Source organism: Synechococcus sp. A15-44 (genome assembly GCF_014280115.1).
In the GTDB taxonomy this organism is placed as follows: Bacteria; Cyanobacteriota; Cyanobacteriia; order PCC-6307; family Cyanobiaceae; genus Parasynechococcus.
Window position 1 is genome coordinate 2,462,254 of record NZ_CP047938.1, and the last position, 20,842, is coordinate 2,483,095.

Here is a 20,842-nt window from a genome sequence, read left to right on the forward strand (position 1 = left end):
ACCCATGCATTTGGCATCACTGGCCTGGCTGTCCCTGATGTCCGGGGGACTGATGTTGACGTCCCCTGCAATGGCGCAGGAGGACCCGCTGGCGCCCAAACGCGCCATCAACCTTGCACGCAGCAGTGCCGCCGCAGCGAATGGCGGGCTGCGGTTGTATCACCCCGCCAGCTGCATGTTCAAAAACCCGACCGACAACCCCTGCCTGGCTCAACAGGATGCCAACGGCTTCGAGTTCAAGTTCCAGGGAGGCCCTCCAGGCTGGGAGGTGCTTGGGCTTCCCGCCACGGTCGAATCGATGGTGTTGGTTTCCCCCGATGGAAAGTCGGTGATTCAGGAGCAGCATCAGGCGATCGGGGCTGGATCCAACGAGGGCGAATTTTTGAATTGATCAACCATTCCGCCCGAAGTCGGCACGGAACCACTTGGTGATCACCCATTTGTGGCCCGCCTGCACCGGCAGGGCCTCATGCAGCGTGAAGGGGTTGGGAGTGCCATCGGCCTGGAGGTTGTTCCAGGCCAACGCCATGCCTGGCACCGGCGAAAAGGAGCGGCCCAGGCGGCGGAACAACGTCTCTCCACCCCGCTCAACAGGGTTGAGATAAACCATCACCGTCCAGGTGCGTTGGCCGCCGCTGTCGGTGTGGGTGGTGTATTCCTCCGTCCCCGGCGAGAACCAATCCGTGTGTTCCTTGAAGTATTCGCCGGGGTCGTAGCGCTGCCCCTGAATCGGTTCCGAGAGGCGCGGATCCACGCCGAACAAGGCCGCAAAGCGCTGATCCAGGCTCGCCGCCAGCTGGGGATTGTTCTGGCGCAAGTGACAGGTGCGACTGGTGCGGTAATCGCTGCTGCCGCGGGTCACCGTTGACGGCTGCAGTGACCCATTGATGGCGTCGATCACCTGCTCGCATTCCTCGTGGCTGAGCAGCCCCGGCAGCTCATAGACCTGGGCCAGAGAGGTATCCAGCCGCCAGGCGCGAGGCCGGTGCTCCGGCCGGGTGAGGGGGGCCTCGAACCAGGCGAGCCAATCGGGGGTGGACGCCTGGAGAACCGCGGCTATCGCCTCTCGCGCGAAACCCTGCTCGAGGGCCCGCTGCATCAACCCTTCAGGATCACAGCCGCGATCCCGGTTCTTCAGCAGCCACTCCTTCCATGCGTCGGGAATGGCTACCGCTCCGCTCATCAACCCTTGAGCTTCTTGCTCAGAATCTGGTTGGCGAGCTTGGGATCCGCCTTGCCACCGGTCTTCTTCATCAACTGGCCAACGAAGAAGCCTTGCAGTTTGTTCTTGCCACCGCGGAAGGCCTCCACTTCATCGGGATGGGCTGCGAGCAGTTCATCAACGATGGCGGCGATGGCAGCAGGGTCGCTGATCATGCCCAAACCGCGCTCATCAACAATGGCCTTGGGGGAGCCTCCTTTTTCGAGCAACTCCGGAAGGATTTCCTTGGCGATCTTGCCGCTGATTTTGCCGCCGTCGATCAGTTTCACCATTTCGGCGAGCTGCTCCGGCCGGAAGGGCAGTTCGGCATAGCTGAGCCGGTTGCTGTTCACATGGGCGGCGATGTCGCCGGTGATCCAGTTCGCCGCAAGCTTGGCGTCAGCGCCAGCGCCCACAACCGCCTCGAAGTAGTCGGCCATCGGCCGCTCATCGGTGAGCACCCGCGCGTCGTACTGGGAGAGGCCCAGCTCATCGGCGTAGCGATGCCGCTTGGCGGCCGGCAGCTCCGGCAATTCAGCGCGCCAGGACTCCCGCTGATCGGCACTCACCTCGATCGGACCGAGGTCGGGATCCGGGAAGTAGCGGTAATCGCTGGCCCCTTCCTTGCTGCGCATGCTCTTGGTGAGCTGCTTGCCCTCATCCCAGAGACGGGTTTCCTGAACGATCGGCTCGCCTGTCTCGTAGGCCTTGATCTGGCGTTTGATCTCGTAATCGCAGGCCTTTTGGATCGCCGAGAAGGAGTTCATGTTCTTGATCTCCACCTTCGTGCCGAAGGGCGCATCCGGCCCCCGACGCACGGAGATGTTGACGTCGCAACGCAGGGATCCCTCCTGCATGTTGCCGTCACTCACCCCCAGATACCGCATGATCCGGCGGATCTCCGAGGCGTACTCCGCCGCTTCACGGCCGGTGCGCAGGTCCGGCTTGCTGACGATTTCCGCCAGGGCCACACCGGCCCGGTTGTAATCCACGAGCGAATGGGTGGATCCCGCCAGGCGGTCACTGCCGGCATGCACCAACTTGCCGGCGTCCTCCTCCATGTGCAGACGCTCGATGCCGATTTTCTTGAGATAGGTGTCCTTTCCCTTCTCCGCCACTTCCACCTCAATCCAGCCCTCCTCAGCGATCGGCTGGTCGTACTGGGAGATCTGATAGTTCTTTGGGAGATCGGGGTAGAAGTACTGCTTGCGGTCGAACTTGCTGTGTTCAGCGATGTTGAGGTTCAGCGCCATCGCTGCCTTCACCGCATACTCGAGCACCTTCTGGTTCAGCACCGGCAGGGTGCCGGGCAGACCGCACACCACCGGGTCGATGTGGGTGTTGGGGTCATCACCAAAGGTGGTGGACGCCGCCGTGAAAATTTTGCTGTCCGTTCCCAGCTGCACGTGGGTCTCGAGACCGATCACGGCCTCCCAGGCCGGTTGGGTTGCTGCGTCGGCCATGCGCCCGTGATGTGAAGCAGATCCCGGGATCCTATGGAATCAGGATGAAGCCCTCTCCTGACAGCATGACCAGCAAGGGCCTTTCTTGCGCATGACTGCCGCCTCTGCCTCAGCCGTCTGTGTTTTGGGCGGGGGACTGATGGGCCTCGCCGTTGCCCACCAACTGGCACGCCGAAACCAAACGGTTCTGGTGATCAGCCGCCGCCGCAGCGAAGCGGCAGGCTTCGTGGCTGCAGGGATGCTGGCGCCCCATGCCGAAGGCTTGAGCGGCAACCTGTTGGAGCTGGGTCAAGCCAGCCTCGCGCTGATCCCCCGCTGGGTGGCGCAGATCGAGGCGGACAGCGGCCTGAGCTGCGGCCTGCGCACCAGCGGCATCGTGGTGCCGTTCCGAACAGCAACCGAGCGGGACGCTTACCCCACCGCCAGCCTTGGGCAAACCCTTGACCGCACCGGCCTTGAGCGGGAAGTCCCAGGCCTGGGGCCGGAGTGGAGCACCGGGCTGCTGTTCGAGCAGGACGGCCAGATCGACAACCGCAGGCAGTTGATGCGGGCCCTGGAGCGGGCCTGCGTGTCCCTGGGCGTGCGGTTCATGGAAGGGGCCGAAGTGCTTGATCTGGAGCGGGAGTCCGCCGGACAGCTCTGCGGCATCCATCTGCGCAGCGCCGAAGGAGAACAGCAGCAACTGCGCTGCCAGCAAGCGGTGCTCTGCAGTGGCGCCTGGAGCCAACAACTGGTGCCGCAACTGCCCGTGTTCCCGGTGAAAGGGCAGATGCTGTCGCTGCAGGGTCCGCGGGAGGCACTCAAGCGGGTGATCTTCGGGCCCGGCACCTATCTGGTTCCACGCGAAGACGGATTGATCGTGGTGGGGGCCACCAGCGAACGGGACGCCGGATTTGCCGAAGGGCTCACGCCCGATGGCCAGAAACAACTGCAAGCGGGCATCGCCAGCCTGCTGCCAACAGCGTCCACATGGCCCCCGATGGAGCGTTGGTGGGGGTTCCGGCCCTGCACGCCCGATGAAGGACCCTTGCTCGGCCCTGGTCCGCTACCTGGTTTATGGCTGGCCTGTGGGCATCACCGCAATGGCGTTCTGCTTGCCGCCATCACGGCTGAGCTCACGGCCGGCGGCGTCATGAAAAAAGCCCCCAACACCGCCGAAGAGGCGTTGTTGGGGGCATTCCGCTGGAACCGGTTCGAAAACTGAGCGATCAGCCTTCGACGCGCCACTCCTGATCGGAAGGAGACCAGTCGTTCAGCTCAGAGGCTTCAAACCAGAGGCCGATCTCGAAAGCAGCGGTTTCCGCAGCATCGGAACCGTGGATGACGTTGCGGCCGATGTTGACGGCCAGATCACCACGAATGGTGCCGGGCTCAGCCTCGAGGGGCTTGGTGGCACCGATCAGCTTGCGGGCACTGGCGATCACACCATCGCCTTCCCAGACCATGGCCACCACAGGGCCGGAGGTGATGAAATCGACCAGACCGGCAAAGAAGGGACGCTCCTTGTGGACGCCGTAGTGCTGCTCAGCCAAGGCGCGGCTGGGGGTGATCTGCTTCAAGCCCACCAGCTTGAATCCCTTGCGCTCGAAGCGGCCGAGGATCTCGCCCACCAGGCCGCGCTGGACGCCGTCGGGCTTGATGGCGATGAACGTGCGTTCGGCCATGGATTGGTGTGAATGAAAAGCGCCGCCATCGTCAGTGCTGGCCACCCCGCTTGGCAAGCACAGGCCATGGGCAGCGCAGGGAATGTCTCTAGATTCCAGCCATCCACTTCATCCAGACGCAGGTGTCAGACAGCGAACACTGGTCGATTCAAGACAGTGCTGCGCTGTACGGCCTTGACCGCTGGGGGGATCCGTATTTCTCCATCAACGGCCGCGGGCACATCAGCGTTCAACCCCAGGGGGATCGAGGTGGAAGCCTGGACCTGGTGGATCTGGTGTCGGAGCTGAAAAGCCGCAACCTGGCGCTGCCGCTGCTGATTCGCTTCGATGACATCCTCGAAGACCGCCTGGAGCGGCTCCACGCCGCCTTTGAACGCGCCATCGCGCAGTACAGCTACCCCGGCCGGTACCAAGGCGTCTTCCCGGTGAAGTGCAACCAACAACGCCACGTGGTGGAGGAGTTGGTGAGCTGTGGCAAGCGCTGGAACTTCGGCCTGGAGGCGGGCAGCAAAGCGGAGCTGCTGATCGCCCTCTCGCTGCTGGACGACCCTGAAGCCCTGTTGATCTGCAACGGCTACAAGGACCGGCTCTACATCGAGACCGCAATCCTGGCGCGCCGCCTGGGGCGGCAACCGGTGGTGGTGATTGAACAGCCGGACGAAGTCGACCGCATCATCGAAGCCAACAAGAGTCTTGGGGCAGCGCCCTACATCGGCGTACGCGCCAAGCTCTCCAGCCGCAGCACCGGGCGGTGGGGCAGTTCCGTGGGCGACAAAGCCAAATTCGGCCTCTCGATTCCCGAGTTGCTGGCAACGGTGGAACGGCTGCGGGAGAACAACCTGCTCCCCGATCTGCGCCTGCTGCACTTCCACATCGGCAGCCAGATCAACGACATTGCCGTGCTCAAGGACGCCCTCCAGGAGGCGGGGCAGATCTATGTGGAGCTCACCCGACTGGGGGCTCCGATGGGGTTCCTGGATGTGGGTGGTGGACTGGGCATCGACTACGACGGCAGCCGCACCGCATCAGCGGCATCCACGAACTACTCGCTGCAGAACTACGCCAACGACGTGGTGGCCACGGTGCGGGAATGCTGCGAACCCAATGGTGTTGCCGTGCCCACCCTGGTGAGCGAAAGCGGCCGCGCCATTGCCAGCCATTTCTCCTTGTTGGTGTTCGACATCCTGGGCAGCAGCGCACTGCCTGCTTCGGTTCCCAACGCCAGCGGAGACGAACCACTCACCGTTCGCAACCTGCGGGACACCCTCGCCACCATTCAGGAGTTATCCACGACGGCGGATGCGCAGTTGATGCGACTGCAGGAAGCCTGGAACGATGCCTTGAAGTTCAAACAGGATGCGCTGGCCGCGTTCCGACTCGGGTACATGGGACTGCCCGACCGCGCCACCGCTGAACAACTGACGTGGGCTTGTGCTGATGCGATTGCGCAGCGACTGCCCAAGGATCAAGCCATCCCAGAAGAGCTCGCAGCTCTGAACAAGGCGTTGGCGGGAACGTATTACGCCAACCTGTCGATCTTCCGCTCAGCACCCGACACCTGGGCCATCGACCAGTTGTTTCCAGTGGTGCCCATCCAGCAACTGGATCAACGGCCGACGCGACTGGCCAACCTCGCCGATCTCACCTGTGATTCCGATGGTCGTCTGGATCGCTTCATCGGAGATGGACAACCCAAACAGCTGCTGGAGCTGCACGAACTCGACGGCTACAACCCCTATTTGATCGGCCTGTTCCTCAGCGGGGCCTACCAAGAGGTGATGGGCAATCTGCACAACCTGTTCGGCACCACCAACGCCGTGCACATTCGCCTCAGCCACGGCGGTAGCTATCGCATTGACCACGTCGTGCGGGGTGACACCAATGCCGATGTGCTGGAGGCCATGGAGCACGACCCCCGTGCCTTGCTGGAGCGGCTGCGGGTGGCTGCGGAAGCGGCCATCAACAACGGCCAGCTCCGCATCGATGAGTCACGCCGGCTGCTGGATCACCTCGAAAGCAGCCTGCGACAGACCACGTACCTTCAGGACTGAGCCAACGCTGCCGCCAGCTCGGAGCGAGCGGACTCAAGAGCAGCAGGGAGGGCAGCCCCATCCCGACCACCGGCCTGGGCCAGGTTGGGGCGACCACCGCCGCCGCCGCCGCATTGTTTAGCAATGCCGCCGATGAACTTACCGGCCTGGAGCTTGGCGGCGATCACCTGCTTGCCGAAGGCCGCCACCAGGATCACCTTGCCCATGTCGCCGGGATCCGGCAGACCGCCGATCACCACGGCCGAACTATCCCCCAGCTGATCCGCCAGGCTCTGGGCTGCCCCCTGCAAACCGGCACCATCCACACCATCGAGGCGTTCCACCAGCAGTTGGAAATCGCCCACAGCCTCGGCCTTTGCGGCCAAAGCACCGGCCTTGGCCACCGCCAGCTCCGCCTGAGCCGCGGCCAGTGCCTTGCCAGTGGCCTTGAGCTCCTCCTGAAGGGACGCCACACGGTCAACGATTTCGGCAGGCTGCGCCTTGAAGCGATCCCCCAGCTGCTTCACCACCGCATCGCGCTCATTCAGATAAGCCAGTACGGCAGGGCCAGCGACCGCTTCAATCCGGCGGATGCCGGCGGCGACGCCACTTTCCGCCACGATTTTGAACAGACCGATCTCCGCGGTGTTGGCCACGTGGGTGCCGCCGCAGAGCTCCATCGACACGCCAGGCACGTCGACCACCCGCACCACATCGGCATATTTCTCGCCGAACATCGCCACGGCACCAGCCGCCTTGGCCTGATCAATCGCCATCTCCTTCACCTGCAGCGCATGGGCCTCGTTGATCCAACCGTTGATCAGGGTTTCAACCTGCTGCAACTGATCCGCCGTCACCGCCGTAGGGCAGTGGAAGTCGAAGCGAAGGCGATCGAAATCCACCAGTGATCCGGCCTGGCCGATGCCTGGATCCACCACCTGCTTGAGCGCTGCCTGCAGCAGGTGGGTGGCCGTGTGATTGGCCTGGGCCCGACGCCGGCAGGCACGGTCCACCTGGGCCTTCAGGGTGTCGCCCAAGGCGAGCTCGCCGCGTTCCACCCGCCCGGCATGGACGAAGACATCGCGGCTGCGGCTCACCGACTCAATCCGAACAATCAGATCGCTGCCTGCAAGCACGCCGCGATCGCCCACCTGACCGCCGCCTTCTCCATAGAACGGCGTGGTGTCGAGCACCACCTGAACCACATCGCCCGCCTTGGCGGTGCTGGCTGGTTCACCGTTCACCACCAACGCCTGCACACAGGAGGCGTAGTCGAGGGCTTCATAGCCCTCGAAACAGGTGGCCGCCTGATCCGCCACCACCTGGTCGATCGCATCTTGCAGGGTGAGATCGATGCTCACCGCGGCCGCCTTGGCCCGCTGGCGCTGTTCCTCCATCGCCGCTGCGAACCCGTCGAGGTCAACGGCAAGGCCCTGCTCCTCGGCGATCTCCTGGGTGAGCTCCAGCGGGAAGCCATAGGTGTCATACAGCTCAAAGGCCTGGGCACCGCTGATCTGGGTGGGCTTGGAGGCCAGCACCTCCGCCAGCAACTTCTCGCCGCGCTCGAGGGTCTCGAGGAAGCGGGCTTCCTCCCGCTGGAGCTCGGCCAGGATCACCTCCTGGCGCTCGATCACGCTGGGGTGGGCCCCCTTCAGCAGTGCAATCGCCGCCTCGCCCATGGTGACGAGGAAGGGTTTGTCGATGCCCAGCAGGCGGCCATGGCGCACCACCCGGCGCAGCAGGCGCCGCAGGATGTAGCCGCGGCCCAGGTTGCTGGCGGTGACGCCATCGCAGATCAGCTGCGTCACCGCACGGCTGTGGTCGCCGATCACCTTCAACGACGTCTTGCCCTTGTCGTTGAGCTGGTGGTAGTCGACCCCCGCCAAATCAGCAGCCGCTTGGATCAGCGGAAAAATCAGGTCGGTTTCGTAGTTGTTGGGAACCTTCTGCAGAATCTGGGCCATCCGCTCAAGGCCCATACCGGTGTCGATGTTGCGGTGGGCCAGCGGCGTGAGGGTGCCCTCCGCGTCGCGGTTGTACTGCATGAACACCAAGTTGTAGAACTCGATGAAACGGTCGTCGTCCTCGAGATCGATGCCCTCATCCCCGAGCTCGGGTTTGAAGTCGTAATAGATCTCCGAGCAGGGGCCACAGGGACCGGTGGGGCCGGAGGCCCAGAAGTTGTCGGCCTCATCCATGCGGATGATCCGCTTGGGGTTCACCCCCACCACATCGCGCCAGATCTGCTCGGCTTCGTCGTCGTCCCGGAAGACGCTCACCACCAGGTTCTTGGGGTCGATGCCGTAAACGCCGGTGCTGAGCTCCCAGGCCCACTCAATCGCCTGCTGCTTGAAGTAATCCCCAAACGAGAAGTTGCCGAGCATCTCGAAAAAGGTGTGATGCCGGGCCGTGCGCCCCACGTTCTCGATGTCGTTGGTGCGGATGCACTTCTGCGAACTGGTGGCCCGGGGCGCGGGTCGCTCCTGCTGGCCCAGAAAAACCGGCTTGAACGGCAGCATTCCCGCAATGGTGAGCAGCACCGTTGGGTCTTCGGGAATCAATGAGGCGCTGGCCATCCGCTTGTGGCCGCGCTCGGCATAGAAGTTGAGAAAGGCCTCACGGATCTCCTCCCCACTGCGCGGTGCAGACGCTGCAGAAGACGACGATGCGGCGGCAACCATGGCAGGAAAGGGGGATCCTGCCGTCATGATCGCCTTTGAACCGCCGGCGCCCGTGGCCGTTCCACCCAGTGATCCCGAGATTCGCCAGCGACTGCGGCTGCAGTCGATCGGCTGGGCGCTGGCTGCCGGCATCAGCGCCGGGCTGCTTAGCTTGCCCTGGGGTCTGGAAGCTGCGGTGCGTTCCAGCGGTTGCGGGCTCTTTTACGGCCTGCTGGCCTTCCACCTGCAACGGGTGGACCCCGATGACGGGCATCTGCAGGCGGGTCTGGTGGGGGCGGTCTGCGGGTTGCGCAGCCTCGGCATGCCCCTACCCCTTGACAACTGGCAGGCCGATGGCCTGGCATCATTACTACTGGAGCTACTTCAGGCCTGGCTGCCGTTGATCGGCAGTGCTCTCCTGCTCCACGGCACCCTCCGCTTCCTGCCCGCGTCGCGGCCATGAGCCTGCTGCACGCCACCTGGCTTCCCGCCATCCGCACCTCCAGCAGTTCCGGTCAACCGGCACTGCTCGTTTGGGCTGACACCTGGCGGGTGGCCACACCGGAAGGCCCAGGCCTCACCCCCGCGCTGCACCCCTTCACCCTGAGCCATGACGACCTCAGGGCCTGGCTGAGCGAACGCGACCTTTTGCCGGGCGGCTGCATCGATGCCACAGCCTGCCTCACCCTGCCGAGCCGCACGGTGAAGCCGCGCAAAAGCCGCAGCAAAAAAGAGGAGCCAACGCCGGAACCACCGGGCTGGACCGGGCTGCCGATGCAGGCCGGCGAGCCAATCCCCAAGCAAACCGAATGGTGGCCCTGGCAGGTGCAAGGGCTCGCGGTGGAACCATCGGCGGCCACGGAGTGGCTGTCCCGATTGCCCCTCTCCGGCACCAATCCAGACCTGGCTGACGAGCTGCGCTGGTGGAGCCATCTGCAGCGCTGGGCCCTGAGCCTGGTGGCCCGGGGCCGCTGGATTCCCCAGATGGAGCTCAGCAAAGGAGAGGGCTATCCCCATCGGGCCCGTTGGGTGCCGCTGCTCAACCGGGAAGAAGACCGACGCCGACTGGAGGATCTAGCGGCCAGCCTGCCCCTGGTGGCCACCTGCGCCTTGCCCTGGCGTGAACCCCTGGGGCGCCGCAGCAACCGCACCACCCGGTTGCGACCGGAGGCCATGCGTGCCGCCAACCCTGTGGCCAGCTGCCGGCCCCGCAGCGGACGCCTGCGGGTGGCAACGCTGCTGGAAGACCTGGTGGACGCGCAGCTGCGCAAGGACTTTGAACCCTCCACCGATGGACTCGATCCCCTGCTGACCCTCTGGCAGGAGGCCCTGGGGTCGGAGACCGGGGTGATCGAGATCGGTGATGAAGAGGCTGAACGCCTGGCCACCGCCAGCCATCACTGGAGGGAAGGCATCGCCGGCGGTTTTGCTGCGGCCCGCACCTGCCTTGCACTGCACACCCCACCGGATGGGGAGGATCTCTGGGAGCTGCGCTTCGGGCTGCAGGCGGAAGCCGACCCCAGCCTGAAGCTCCCGGCCGCCGCAGCCTGGGCCTCAGGCGCCGAGATGCTGCAACTGGGGGAGATCCAGGTGGATCAACCGGGCGAAGTGCTGCTGGAGGGCCTGGGACGAGCCCTGACGGTGTTCCCACCGATCGAACGGGGGCTGGAGAGCGCGACGCCGGACACGATGCAGCTGACCCCGGCCGAAGCCTTCGTGCTGGTGCGCACGGCTGCCCGCCAGCTGCGGGATGCCGGCGTGGGGGTGGAGCTGCCGCCGAGCCTCTCCGGCGGCCTGGCCAGCCGGCTGGGCCTGTCGATCAAGGCCGAACTTCCAGAGCGGTCCCGCGGCTTCACCCTGGGCGAATGTCTGGACTGGGAGTGGGATCTGATGATCGGCGGGGTGACGCTCACCCTGCGGGAACTGGAGCGCCTGAGCGGCAAGCGCAGCCCCCTGGTGCGCCACAAGGGGGCCTGGATCGAACTGCGGCCCAACGACCTCAAGAACGCCGAACGCTTCTGTGGCGCGAAACCGGAACTGAGCCTCGACGACGCGCTGCGGCTGACGGGAACGGAAGGGGAACTGCTGATGCGGATGCCGGTGCACCGCTTCGACGCCGGCCCAAGGCTCCAGTCGGTGCTGGAGCAATACCACCAGCAGAAGGCCCCCGACCCCCTGCCGGCTCCCGAGGGATTCAGCGGCCAGCTGCGGCCCTATCAGGAGCGGGGCCTCGGCTGGCTCGCCTTCCTGCACCGCTTCGACCAGGGGGCCTGCCTGGCTGACGACATGGGCCTGGGCAAAACCATTCAGCTGCTGGCGTTTCTGCAGCACCTCAAAGCGGAGCAGGAACTGAAGCGCCCGGTGCTGCTGGTGGCCCCGACATCGGTGCTCACCAACTGGCGACGGGAGGCGGAATCGTTCACCCCGGAATTGAAGGTCACCGAGCATTACGGCCCCCGCCGCCCGTCCACACCCGCCGAACTCAAAAAAACGTTGAAGGAGGTGGATCTGGTGCTCACCAGCTACGGCCTGCTGCAGCGGGACAGCGAACTGCTGGAAACCCAGGACTGGCAGGGGGTGGTGATTGACGAAGCCCAGGCGATCAAGAACCCCGGCGCCAAACAGAGCCAGGCCGCCCGGGATCTGGCCCGCCCCGGCCGCAGCAAGAGCAACCGCTTCCGCATCGCCCTCACCGGCACCCCCGTGGAGAACCGGGTGAGCGAACTGTGGGCCTTGATGGACTTCCTCAACCCCAAGGTGCTGGGGGAAGAGGACTTCTTCCGCCAGCGCTACCGGATGCCGATCGAGCGGTATGGCGACATGTCGTCCCTGCGGGACCTCAAGGGGCGCGTTGGTCCATTCATCCTGCGCCGACTGAAAACCGACAAAACGATCATTTCCGATCTGCCGGAGAAGGTGGAGCTGAGCGAATGGGTGGGGTTGAGCAAGGAGCAGAAATCCCTGTACAGCAAGACCGTGGAAGACACCCTCGATGCCATTGCGCGGGCGCCGCGCGGGCAGCGCCACGGGCAGGTGCTGGCCCTGCTCACCCGGCTGAAACAGATCTGCAACCACCCTGCCCTGGCCCTGAGCGAAGGAGCCGTGGACGATGGCTTCCTGGGCCGTTCGGCCAAGCTGCAGCGGCTGGAGGAGATCCTCGATGAGGTAATCGAGGCAGGCGATCGGGCCCTGCTGTTCACCCAGTTCGCTGAATGGGGGCATCTGCTGCAGGCCTGGATGCAGCAGCGCTGGACATCGGAAGTTCCCTTCCTGCACGGCGGCACCCGCAAGAGCGAGCGCCAGGCGATGGTGGATCGCTTCCAGGAGGATCCCCGCGGTCCGCAGCTGTTCCTGCTCTCGTTGAAAGCAGGCGGTGTGGGCCTCAACCTCACCCGGGCCAGCCACGTGTTCCACATCGACCGCTGGTGGAACCCAGCTGTGGAGAACCAGGCCACCGACCGGGCCTGTCGGATCGGCCAGACCAACCGGGTGATGGTGCACAAATTCATCACCAGCGGCTCGGTGGAGGAAAAAATCGATCGCATGATCCGCGAGAAATCACGCCTGGCTGAGGATGTGATCGGCTCCGGCGAGGATTGGCTGGGAAGCCTCGGTGGCGATCAATTGCGCGATCTCGTCGCCTTGGAGGACACCTGACCATGCCCCTCAGCAACGGCAGCAACAACGGCATCACCGCCATCGGCGACGACGGCCTGGGCCAACAGCCCTGGTGGGTCGAGCAGTGGATGGAGCTGATCAACGGCTACCGCTTCAAGAAACGGTTGGAACGGGCCTGGGGCTACGCCCGTGAAGGCCATGTGACCTCGATCCGCTTCGAAGGCCGCCGCGTGCATGCCCGCGTCCAGGGCACCGATGAAGCGCCCTACAAGGTGAAGCTCTGGCTGGATGTGCTCAACGATGAGGACTGGGGCTATGTGCTGGAAGCACTGACCCAGAAAGCCCGCTGGTCGGCCCAGCTGCTGGCGGGGATCATGCCCTCCGACATCGAACGGGCGTTTGCCGCCAGCGGCAAACGCCTGTTCCCGTTCAAGTTGCAGGAGGTGCGCAGCGAGTGCAGCTGCCCCGACAAAGCCAACCCCTGCAAACACATCAGCGCGGTGTATTTCCTTATGGGGGATCGCTTCAGTGAAGACCCCTTCGTGCTGTTCCAACTGCGGGGCCGCAACCGGGCTCGGCTGCTGGAAGACCTGGCGGAACACCGGCGCAAGGCCCTGGCGGAGCGGGCGGCGGCAGCCAAGGAGGAGAACAAAGCCAGCACATCTGAAGAGGCAACACCGCTGCCGCCCCATGCGGCGGTGCAGGACCCGGCCCTGTGGTGGCGCTACAACCGCAGCCTCGATGGCGACCTGGTGGTGATCACCCCAGCCATGGAGGGCGACACGGGCCTCGATGCCGCCGGAGAGCTGCCGCTCGCGGAAGACCCACGCTTCGCCGATGCGCGCAGCACCTTCCTGAACAACCTCAAGGCCCATGGTCAGGCCAGTGCCCAGAAGGCGATGCTGCAGGCCATGGCAGCCGGCAGCTGACGCGGAGCAGAGCCATGGCCCGTGAAGCCGCCTGGCTCACCGCCGACAAACAAGCGCTCGCCGCAGTGCTGCTGCAATCACATCAACGGGCCTTCAGCAAGCCGCTGATCGCTTCCGCCCAACCGGGCCAGTTAAGGCGGCTGCTTTGCCAGAACCTGTTTGCCTGCGGCTTTCCGGTGCTGGCACACGGCACGGAACAGGATCCCGCGCTCAATTACGCCAACGCTGCGGCCCTGCAGCTGTGGGACAGCCACTGGGATGGGCTGATTGGCATGCCCTCACGGCTCACCGCCCCGGACAGCGAACGGGCGGAACGCAGCAGCGCCCTGTGCCAAGCCAAACGCCTCGATGCCGTGCAGAACTATCACGGCATTCGCATCAGCCGAAAAGGGCGGCGATTCATGATCAACAAGGCCCGGATCTGGACCCTCTGGGATGCGGAAGAACGGGTCTGCGGCCAAGCGGCCTGCTTCAGCGACTGGTGGTGGCTTTAAGGAGATTCGGTTTCAACACCATCCCTGTGGTGCCAGCCGAACCTGGTGGTAGAGACCGAATCAAAACGGACGGTTCTCACGCTTCTGGTTCTCATCCAAGCGGCGCAGATTGTGATGGCGGGCGATCAACCCAGTCCGCAGATGTTCATTCTTCGGAGCCACCATCATGCTGACCCTTCGCCAATCCCCCTTTGATCTGTTCGAGCGTCTCGAGCAGCAACTGGCCACCGCTGAGCGCGTTCCCAACGCCGAAATCCGCGAAACCGAGACCAGCTACACCGTGCAACTGGAACTGCCCGGGGTGGACCGCGACTCCATTGACGTCAAGGCCACCGATCGCAACCTGGTGATCAGCGCTGAACGCCCAGCCACAGGCAGCGATGACAGCAACGCACCGCTGCTGAGCGAATTCCGCAGCGGCACCTGGAGCCGCAGCTTCCGTTTCCCCCAGAGCCTCGATCGCGACCAGCTCAAGGCCAGCTATCGGGACGGCATTCTTGAAATCAACGCCGGCAAAGCGGTGGAACACACCAGCGTTTCGGTGAAGGTGGAGAGCTGATCAGGTCCTGAATCAGAACCTGAGCACTGAAAGCCTTGGGCTGGACAAGCCCAACACACCAAGACAAGAAGAACGGAAGCCCAACCCCTGCCCACGGCAGGGGTTTTTTGTTGAAGCAAGGGCGAAATCAGCCGCCGAGGCCGAGGAAGAAACGGCCAACGAACAGCAGGCTGAAGCCACTGAAAAACACCAGGCCAAACCAGCAGAAGGCTTGGGTGAGCCGCCCATAACGATGTTCCAACGGAACCAAGGGGCTGTTGATCGTGTCCATCGCCATCCAGGCGAACAGAAGAGCGGTGTGGAAACTGCCGGTCATCGCCCCGAAGACGAAATCCTTCACGCCGATCCCGCCGCTCTTGGCCACCACAAGCGCCAGCACAGCGGCCAGGAAATGCACGATCACCCAGATGTCGAAACGACGCTGCATGGGCCCCGGCGCTGAATCCCCACTGTCGTGATGACGCAGCAAGCCCTGGATCGCCGCAATGCTGCGGGGATAGGCATCGAGGCAGGTGAGGGTGGTGCTGAACATGGCGGAAAAGGCCGCCGGGATGATCACCCAGGCCGCCCACCCGCCCATGGCAGCGGTGTAAAGCTTGATCAGCTTCTGGGCGAAGGAGACTCCACTGCCGGCCAGCATTCCGTCACCGCTGCCGTACATCGTGTAGGCACCCAGGATCACAAAGAACATGGCTGTCACGACGGTGACGCCATAGCCGAGGTTGAAATCAAATTCGGCCTCCTTTGGCGTTGCGGTGTGCTCGGTATCGCGCGCACGGGAAAACATCCACAACGACGGCCACACGCACATCTCCACCGGTCCGGGCATCCAGCCCATCAGGGGAATCAGGAAAGCCAGGTTGGCCAGGGTCCAGGGGCTGGGATCCGTGCTGACCCAACTGGCCGCCACATCGCCGACGGGGCCGCGGATCAGCAGTGATGCAGCCGCAACCCCCGTGAGCAGGGTGAGCAGCACCACCAACAACTTGGAGAGACGATCAAGCGCCCGGTAGTGCCCCAGCAGCAGCACCAGGCCACTCACCGCCAGCACGGCGATGGACAGTCCATAGGGGTCGAGCCGCGCCAGCAGAGGAATGTTGGTGAGCAGCAGCCCCGCCACAAAACTCACCGCCGCGATGGTGAAGGTGCCGGTGACCAGGCTCACCACCAGATAAAGCGGCAGGTAAAGGGAATTGCGTTTCTGGAAACCCTCCAGCAGCGACAGTCCGGTGGCCGCTGTGAAGCGGGTGCCCACCCGCAGGAACGGGTACTTGATCAGGTTGGTGAGCAGGATCAGGCCCACCAGCGCAAAGCCGAAACGAGCTCCCGCCGTCGTGGACGACATCAAATGGGATCCACCGATGCAGGCACCGGCCAAGAGGATCCCGGGTCCAATGCTGCGTCGCAGCGTCGATGACGCCATCACAAGGTTGCAGTTGATACGAGTCTCCGCCGCTTTGCCCCGCTGAATCTCCGTAGAGTCGACATCCGTCACGGTCGGTTTCATGGTCGTTGCTCCCGCTGCTCCGAAGCTGTCGCTGCAGTGCGAGGCCATCGCCGCCGACACCACCACGATCCGCTCCCTCGACTGGGACCGCAGCCGCTTCGACATTGAATTCGGCCTGCGTAACGGCACCACCTACAACGCCTTCCTGGTGCGGGGGGAACGCACCGCCCTGATCGACACCAGCCACGCCAAGTTCCGCGACACCTGGATCCCCCTGCTCAAGCAGCAGATCGATCCAACTGCGATCGATGTGTTGATCGTGAGCCACACCGAACCCGACCACTCCGGATTGATCGGTGACCTGATCGATCTCAATCCTGAGATTGAAATCGTGGGATCGAAGGTGGCCCTGCAGTTCCTCAAGGACCAGGTGCACAGGCCGTTCAAATCCCGTGCGGTGAAGTCCGGCGAGGAATTGGATCTCGGCACCAACCCCGAGAGCGGCATCCAGCACCGCTTCGAATTCCTGAGTGCTCCGAACCTGCACTGGCCGGACACGATCTTTTCCTTCGATCACGGCACCGGCATCCTTTACACCTGCGATGCCTTCGGCCTCCACTACTGCTCTGACGACGTCTTCGACGCCGACCCCGGTGCCATCGCCCCTGATTTCCGCTTCTACTACGACTGCCTGATGGGCCCGAATGCCCGCAGCGTGCTGCAGGCCCTCAAGCGCATGGATGGGCTGCCGGAGATCAACACCATCGCGGTGGGCCACGGGCCGCTGTTGCGGCATCACCTCAGCCACTGGATCAGCGACTACCGCGAGTGGAGCGGCCAGCGCAGCAAAGGCGAGAGCTATGCCGCCGTTTGTTATCTGAGCCAGTACGGCTTCTCCGATCGGATCAGCCAGGCCATTGCCCACGGCATCGGCAAGGCGGATGCCCAGGTGCAGCTGGTGGACCTGCGGGCCACCGACCCCCAGGAACTCACTGCCCTGATCGGCGATGCCAAGGCTGTTGTGGTGCCGACCTGGCCCGCGGAACCGGAACCGGATCTCCAAGCCTCGATCGGAACCCTGCTGGCGGCCCTGCATCCCAAACAACTGGTGGGGGTGTACGACGCCTTCGGCGGCAACGATGAACCGATCGACGCCGTCGCCGATCAACTGCGCAGCCAGGGGCAGAAGCAAGCCTTCAGCCCATTGCGGATCAAACAGCTGCCCCAGGGCAGCGACTACCAACGCTGTGAGGAGTCGGGCACCGACCTCGGCCAGCTGCTGACCAAAGAGAAGACGATCGCGGCGATGAAAAGCCTCGATGGCGACCTCGACAAGGCCCTGGGTCGCATCAGCGGTGGCCTTTATGTGGTGACCGCCAGCCAGGGGGAGGGCGAGTCGCAACGCCGCAGCGCCATGGTGGCCAGCTGGGTGAGCCAGGCCAGCTTCACCCCACCGGGCCTCACCATCGCCGTCGCCAAAGACCGCGCGATCGAAGCCCTGATGCAGGTGGGCGACCGCTTCGTGCTGAACGTTCTACGGCAGGACAACCACCAACAACTGATGCGGCATTTCCTCAAGCGCTTCCCCCCCGGTGCCGATCGTTTCGCCGGGGTGAATGTGCTGGAAGGAACCGCCGATGGCGGCCCGGTGCTCGCCGATGCCCTGGCATTTCTGGGCTGCCGGGTCGAGCAACGGATGGAAGGTCCTGATCACTGGATCATCTATGCCGTGGTGGAACAGGGCAACGTTGCCGATGCCGAGGCCAGCACCGCGGTGCATCACCGCAAGGTGGGCAACCACTACTGAGCCTGCAACTGATCCAAAGCATCCAGCAGGTTGCTCAGCAGGGCGCCCACGTGCTGGCTCCTCCGCCATTCACGCCGGTTGACCCGAGGATCTGAGCAGCGCCACCACCAACCCTTCTCCGCCGGCTGACAGAGGGTGACGCCGCGGTGGTGGGGCGCCAGGAACACCGCAGCAGCCAAGAGATTGGTGCCGAAACCCAGCACGGGCCTACGACCACTGCCCTCGCGACACCATCCGTGCAACAGCCGCACCTCCAGAGGGTCATCGGCAGGGAGCAGCTCCCAGGACCTGACTGGCCGCAGCGGAGCCAACAGCCGTTCAATCAAGCCATGGTGTGTTTCGTTCTTGGGATGGGCTTGCACCCACAACGGCACATCGGCGGGCAAAGGTCGTAGTCCGGCACGGATGGCGCGCCTGAAATAGGCCCGGTTCTCGATCCCCAGCGTCCAGCGCCAACCAAACGATCGCCCCAAAAGCCGCCAGCGAACCCGCCATTTGGGCACTCTCAAGTAAGGCAGGCAGATCAGCGCGCTCGGGGCCGGCGGTCGAGGCATCGCTTCGGCATCGACCCATGCCCTCCGGAAACTTGCACAGATGTTGAGCATGTCCTGGAGCCGCGACGGCTCCACAGGACGATCAAATGGCACCAGCGGATCCTGACGGACCGAGGCCATGGCGTGAGATTGATGCAACAACTCAAGCGCTCTGATCCGGTTGCGCTGGGCTTGCTCTGAATACAAACGCGTCTCGACCCCAATCGATTCCCCCAGCTCCACCACTTCTGAGGCCCGGTAATCGCGCAGCATCTGCTGTCCTTCGCGATCGTCCAACCGCGGCAGCAGCAGCAGGCTGCAGGCCCTGGGCTCCGGCCCAACCAATGCGCTGTCGCCAGTGATGAACCGGCAGTGATGCCCATCCTGGGCCGCAAGACCCTGCAGCAACGGCTGGAAGGCCTTGGCCGAATGGCTGAGGTCATCGCGATAGAGCGAAACGACAGCCAGCCGAGACCCCCGGAGGCCCCTCCAGCGCAGATAGGCCAGAGCCGAGAGGGTGGTGATCAGCTGGGAGGAGAGAACAACAACGCTCTGGGCCACCGGCCTGCTGCTCCCATCAACAACACGCCTACATTCAACTGGCTTCGAAGATGAGCGTGACCAGCACCGCAACCACGCGTCGCACGATCCAACTGCCGATCGATGATGGGGTCGTTGGTCTGCGCGGTCTGAGCCCTCAACGGCATCGCTTTGAACTGGAGTACGCCCTGGAACGGGGCAGCACGGCCAACAGTGTGTTGTTCGAGGCCGGTGATGGTGCGCCGGCGGTGCTGGTCCACCCTCCAGGTGTGGCCTACAGCGAAGTCTTTCTGCCAGTGCTTGCCGAAGCCCTGCCCAGCAGCGATGCATCGCTGCTGCTGGTGGTTGGCCACGTCAATCCCAACCGCGTTGCCCTGCTGCGGGATCTGGCGGAGGCGTACGCCGGCTTGGAACTGATCGTCTCCAACCCCGGTGCCAAGTTGATCGAGGAGCTGTGGAGCCAACGCAAACCGGCCCCTCCCGGCGAGACGAGCGAGCAACCACCACTTCCAGACCTGCCACCCCTACGGGTCATCCGCCAGGAGCAAACGCTTTCCCTCAGCCATCACCGCAGCCTCATGCTGCTTCCGGCTCCAACCCCCCGCTGGCCAGGCGGGTTGCTGGCGTTCGAGGACAGCCTGGGTCTGCTGATGAGCGACAAGTTCTTCAGCGCCCACCTGTGCACGGACAGCTGGGCCGAAAGCAACCGCAGCAGCACCGAAGAAGAGCGTCGTCACTTCTATGACTGCCTGATGGCCCCCATGGCCCGTCAGGTGGATGCCCTGGTGGAACGGCTCGAAGAGCTCGACATCCGCACCATCGCACCGGGCCACGGACCGGCGATCGAAGCCAGTTGGCGCAGCCTGCTGAATGACTACCGCCGCTGGGGGGAAGGCCAGCAAAACGCCAGCCTGACAGTGGCCCTTCTGTTCGCCAGCGCCTACGGCAACACCGCGGCCATTGCCGATGCCCTGGCCCGCGGCGTCAGCCGTACGGGCATCCGGGTGAGCAGCTTGAACTGCGAATTCACCCCCGCCGATGAACTGGTGAGCACGATTCAGCAGGCGGACGCCGTGTTGATCGGCTCACCCACCCTGGGGGGCCATGCCCCCACACCGATCGTCTCGGCCCTGGGAACCCTGTTGGCGGAGGGGGATCGCAGCAAGCCCGTGGGGGTGTTCGGCAGCTTCGGCTGGAGCGGCGAGGCGGTGGATCTGCTGGAAACGAAGCTGCGGGATGGCGGCTTCAGCTTTGGCTTCGAGCCGATCCGGGTGAAGTTCAGTCCGGATGCCGCCCGGGTGAAGGAGCTGGAGGAAACCGGCACCCGTTTCGCCCGCCAGCTGCTGCAAAGCCAGAAACGGGCGCAACGGCGCAGTGCGGGGGGCTTGAGCGAAAGCCGCAGCGATCCGGCGGTGCTGGCCCTAGGCCGTGTGATCGGCTCCCTCTGCGTGCTCACCACCCGCAAAGCGGATCTGAGCGGCGCCATGGTGGCCAGCTGGGTGAGCCAGGCCAGCTTCAATCCCCCCGGCATCACCGTGGCCGTGGCCAAGGACCGTGCCGTGGAAGCGCTGCTGCACAAAGGCGATCGCTTCGCCTTGAACGTGCTGGCCGAAGGCCGCGAAACCGCCCTGATGAAGCAATTCCTGCAACCCTTCGAACCCGGTGCCGATCGCTTTGCAGGCCTCGAGCTGGACACCAGCCCCGCCGAACAGCCCTTGCTGCCGGATGCTCTGGCCTGGCTGGACGGCAAGGTGAGCCAGCGGATGGAATGCGGCGACCACTGGCTGATCTATGCCGAAGTGGATCACGGCGGGGTGCTGGATGCGGAGGGCAGCACCGCGGTGCACCAACGCCGCAGCGGCGCCAACTACTGAGCGAACAGCCTGAGCCGGCAAAC

The 20,842-nt window shown here is 64.3% G+C and carries 16 protein-coding genes; 10 read left to right on the forward strand and 6 right to left on the reverse strand.

The features are described from left to right. Positions 1-4: 4 nt before the first annotated feature. Positions 5-391 carry a transcriptional regulator gene (locus tag SynA1544_RS13765; protein ID WP_186514223.1) on the forward strand — a complete coding sequence of 129 codons (387 nt, stop codon included), beginning with the start codon at positions 5-7 and terminating at the stop codon, positions 389-391. Here the strand turns inward: SynA1544_RS13765 and SynA1544_RS13770 are convergent, their stop codons facing one another. Together SynA1544_RS13770 and gatB are read right to left on the reverse strand one after the other, a co-directional pair. Next, a complete protein-coding gene (locus SynA1544_RS13770) occupies positions 392-1,183 on the reverse strand; it encodes a 2OG-Fe(II) oxygenase (protein ID WP_186514225.1) in 792 nt (263 codons plus the stop codon). After that, on the reverse strand, positions 1,183-2,664 hold the full coding sequence (gene gatB, locus SynA1544_RS13775; protein WP_186514226.1) for an Asp-tRNA(Asn)/Glu-tRNA(Gln) amidotransferase subunit GatB: 1,482 nt from the start codon (positions 2,662-2,664) through the stop codon (positions 1,183-1,185). Before gatB ends, SynA1544_RS13770 begins: the two co-directional genes overlap by 1 nt. A 91-nt stretch (positions 2,665-2,755) precedes the next feature. Here gatB and SynA1544_RS13780 point away from each other — a divergent pair, with 91 nt between their 5' ends. After that, positions 2,756-3,868 carry an FAD-dependent oxidoreductase gene (locus SynA1544_RS13780; protein ID WP_186514228.1) on the forward strand — a complete coding sequence of 371 codons (1,113 nt, stop codon included), beginning with the start codon at positions 2,756-2,758 and terminating at the stop codon, positions 3,866-3,868. Between the two features lie 4 nt (positions 3,869-3,872). On the opposite strand, the gene ndk is transcribed toward SynA1544_RS13780, so the two are convergent. Then, the gene (gene ndk, locus SynA1544_RS13785; RefSeq protein ID WP_025362563.1) at positions 3,873-4,328 is read right to left on the reverse strand and encodes a nucleoside-diphosphate kinase; all 456 of its coding nucleotides are present in this window, start codon (positions 4,326-4,328) and stop codon (positions 3,873-3,875) included. A gap of 122 nt (positions 4,329-4,450) precedes the next feature. On the opposite strand from ndk, the gene speA reads away from it, so the two are divergent. Next, complete coding sequence (gene speA / locus SynA1544_RS13790) at positions 4,451-6,379, forward strand: biosynthetic arginine decarboxylase (protein WP_255477647.1); 1,929 nt, start codon at positions 4,451-4,453, stop codon at positions 6,377-6,379. Here the strand turns inward: speA and alaS are convergent. Next, positions 6,370-9,039 (reverse strand): alanine--tRNA ligase, encoded by a 2,670-nt coding sequence (gene alaS, locus SynA1544_RS13795; protein WP_186515594.1) that lies wholly within the window; start codon positions 9,037-9,039, stop codon positions 6,370-6,372. The genes speA and alaS overlap by 10 nt on opposite strands. A gap of 25 nt (positions 9,040-9,064) precedes the next feature. On the opposite strand from alaS, the gene SynA1544_RS13800 reads away from it, so the two are divergent. The 5 genes from SynA1544_RS13800 to SynA1544_RS13820 all read left to right on the forward strand — a co-directional run bounded on the left by SynA1544_RS13800 (position 9,065) and on the right by SynA1544_RS13820 (position 14,618). After that, complete coding sequence (locus tag SynA1544_RS13800; RefSeq protein ID WP_186514230.1) at positions 9,065-9,481, forward strand: hypothetical protein; 417 nt, start codon at positions 9,065-9,067, stop codon at positions 9,479-9,481. Next, entirely contained in the window at positions 9,478-12,675 is a 3,198-nt protein-coding gene (locus SynA1544_RS13805) for a DEAD/DEAH box helicase (RefSeq protein ID WP_186514232.1), read from the forward strand. Before SynA1544_RS13800 ends, SynA1544_RS13805 begins: the two co-directional genes overlap by 4 nt. Positions 12,676-12,677: 2 nt before the next feature. Further along, the gene (locus SynA1544_RS13810; protein WP_186514233.1) at positions 12,678-13,565 is read left to right on the forward strand and encodes an SWIM zinc finger family protein; all 888 of its coding nucleotides are present in this window, start codon (positions 12,678-12,680) and stop codon (positions 13,563-13,565) included. Positions 13,566-13,579: 14 nt separating this feature from the next. Then, positions 13,580-14,059: an MEKHLA domain-containing protein gene (locus SynA1544_RS13815; RefSeq protein WP_186514235.1), complete on the forward strand. Its 480-nt coding sequence runs from the start codon at positions 13,580-13,582 to the stop codon at positions 14,057-14,059. A gap of 166 nt (positions 14,060-14,225) precedes the next feature. Further along, the gene (locus SynA1544_RS13820) at positions 14,226-14,618 is read left to right on the forward strand and encodes an Hsp20/alpha crystallin family protein (RefSeq protein ID WP_006849794.1); all 393 of its coding nucleotides are present in this window, start codon (positions 14,226-14,228) and stop codon (positions 14,616-14,618) included. A gap of 127 nt (positions 14,619-14,745) precedes the next feature. Here SynA1544_RS13820 and SynA1544_RS13825 read toward each other — a convergent pair whose 3' ends face one another. After that, positions 14,746-16,041 (reverse strand): NRAMP family divalent metal transporter, encoded by a 1,296-nt coding sequence (locus SynA1544_RS13825; protein WP_186515596.1) that lies wholly within the window; start codon positions 16,039-16,041, stop codon positions 14,746-14,748. An 82-nt stretch (positions 16,042-16,123) separates the two neighbouring features. On the opposite strand from SynA1544_RS13825, the gene SynA1544_RS13830 reads away from it, so the two are divergent. Next, positions 16,124-17,872, forward strand: a complete 1,749-nt coding sequence (locus tag SynA1544_RS13830; protein ID WP_186514237.1) for a diflavin flavoprotein — start codon at positions 16,124-16,126, stop codon at positions 17,870-17,872. Here the strand turns inward: SynA1544_RS13830 and SynA1544_RS13835 are convergent. Then, positions 17,866-18,966: a hypothetical protein gene (locus SynA1544_RS13835; RefSeq protein WP_186514239.1), complete on the reverse strand. Its 1,101-nt coding sequence runs from the start codon at positions 18,964-18,966 to the stop codon at positions 17,866-17,868. The two genes, SynA1544_RS13830 and SynA1544_RS13835, sit on opposite strands and share 7 nt — an antisense overlap. A 50-nt stretch (positions 18,967-19,016) precedes the next feature. On the opposite strand from SynA1544_RS13835, the gene SynA1544_RS13840 reads away from it, so the two are divergent. Beyond that, positions 19,017-20,819 carry a diflavin flavoprotein gene (locus SynA1544_RS13840; RefSeq protein ID WP_186514241.1) on the forward strand — a complete coding sequence of 601 codons (1,803 nt, stop codon included), beginning with the start codon at positions 19,017-19,019 and terminating at the stop codon, positions 20,817-20,819. The last annotated feature ends 23 nt before the right edge of the window (positions 20,820-20,842 follow it).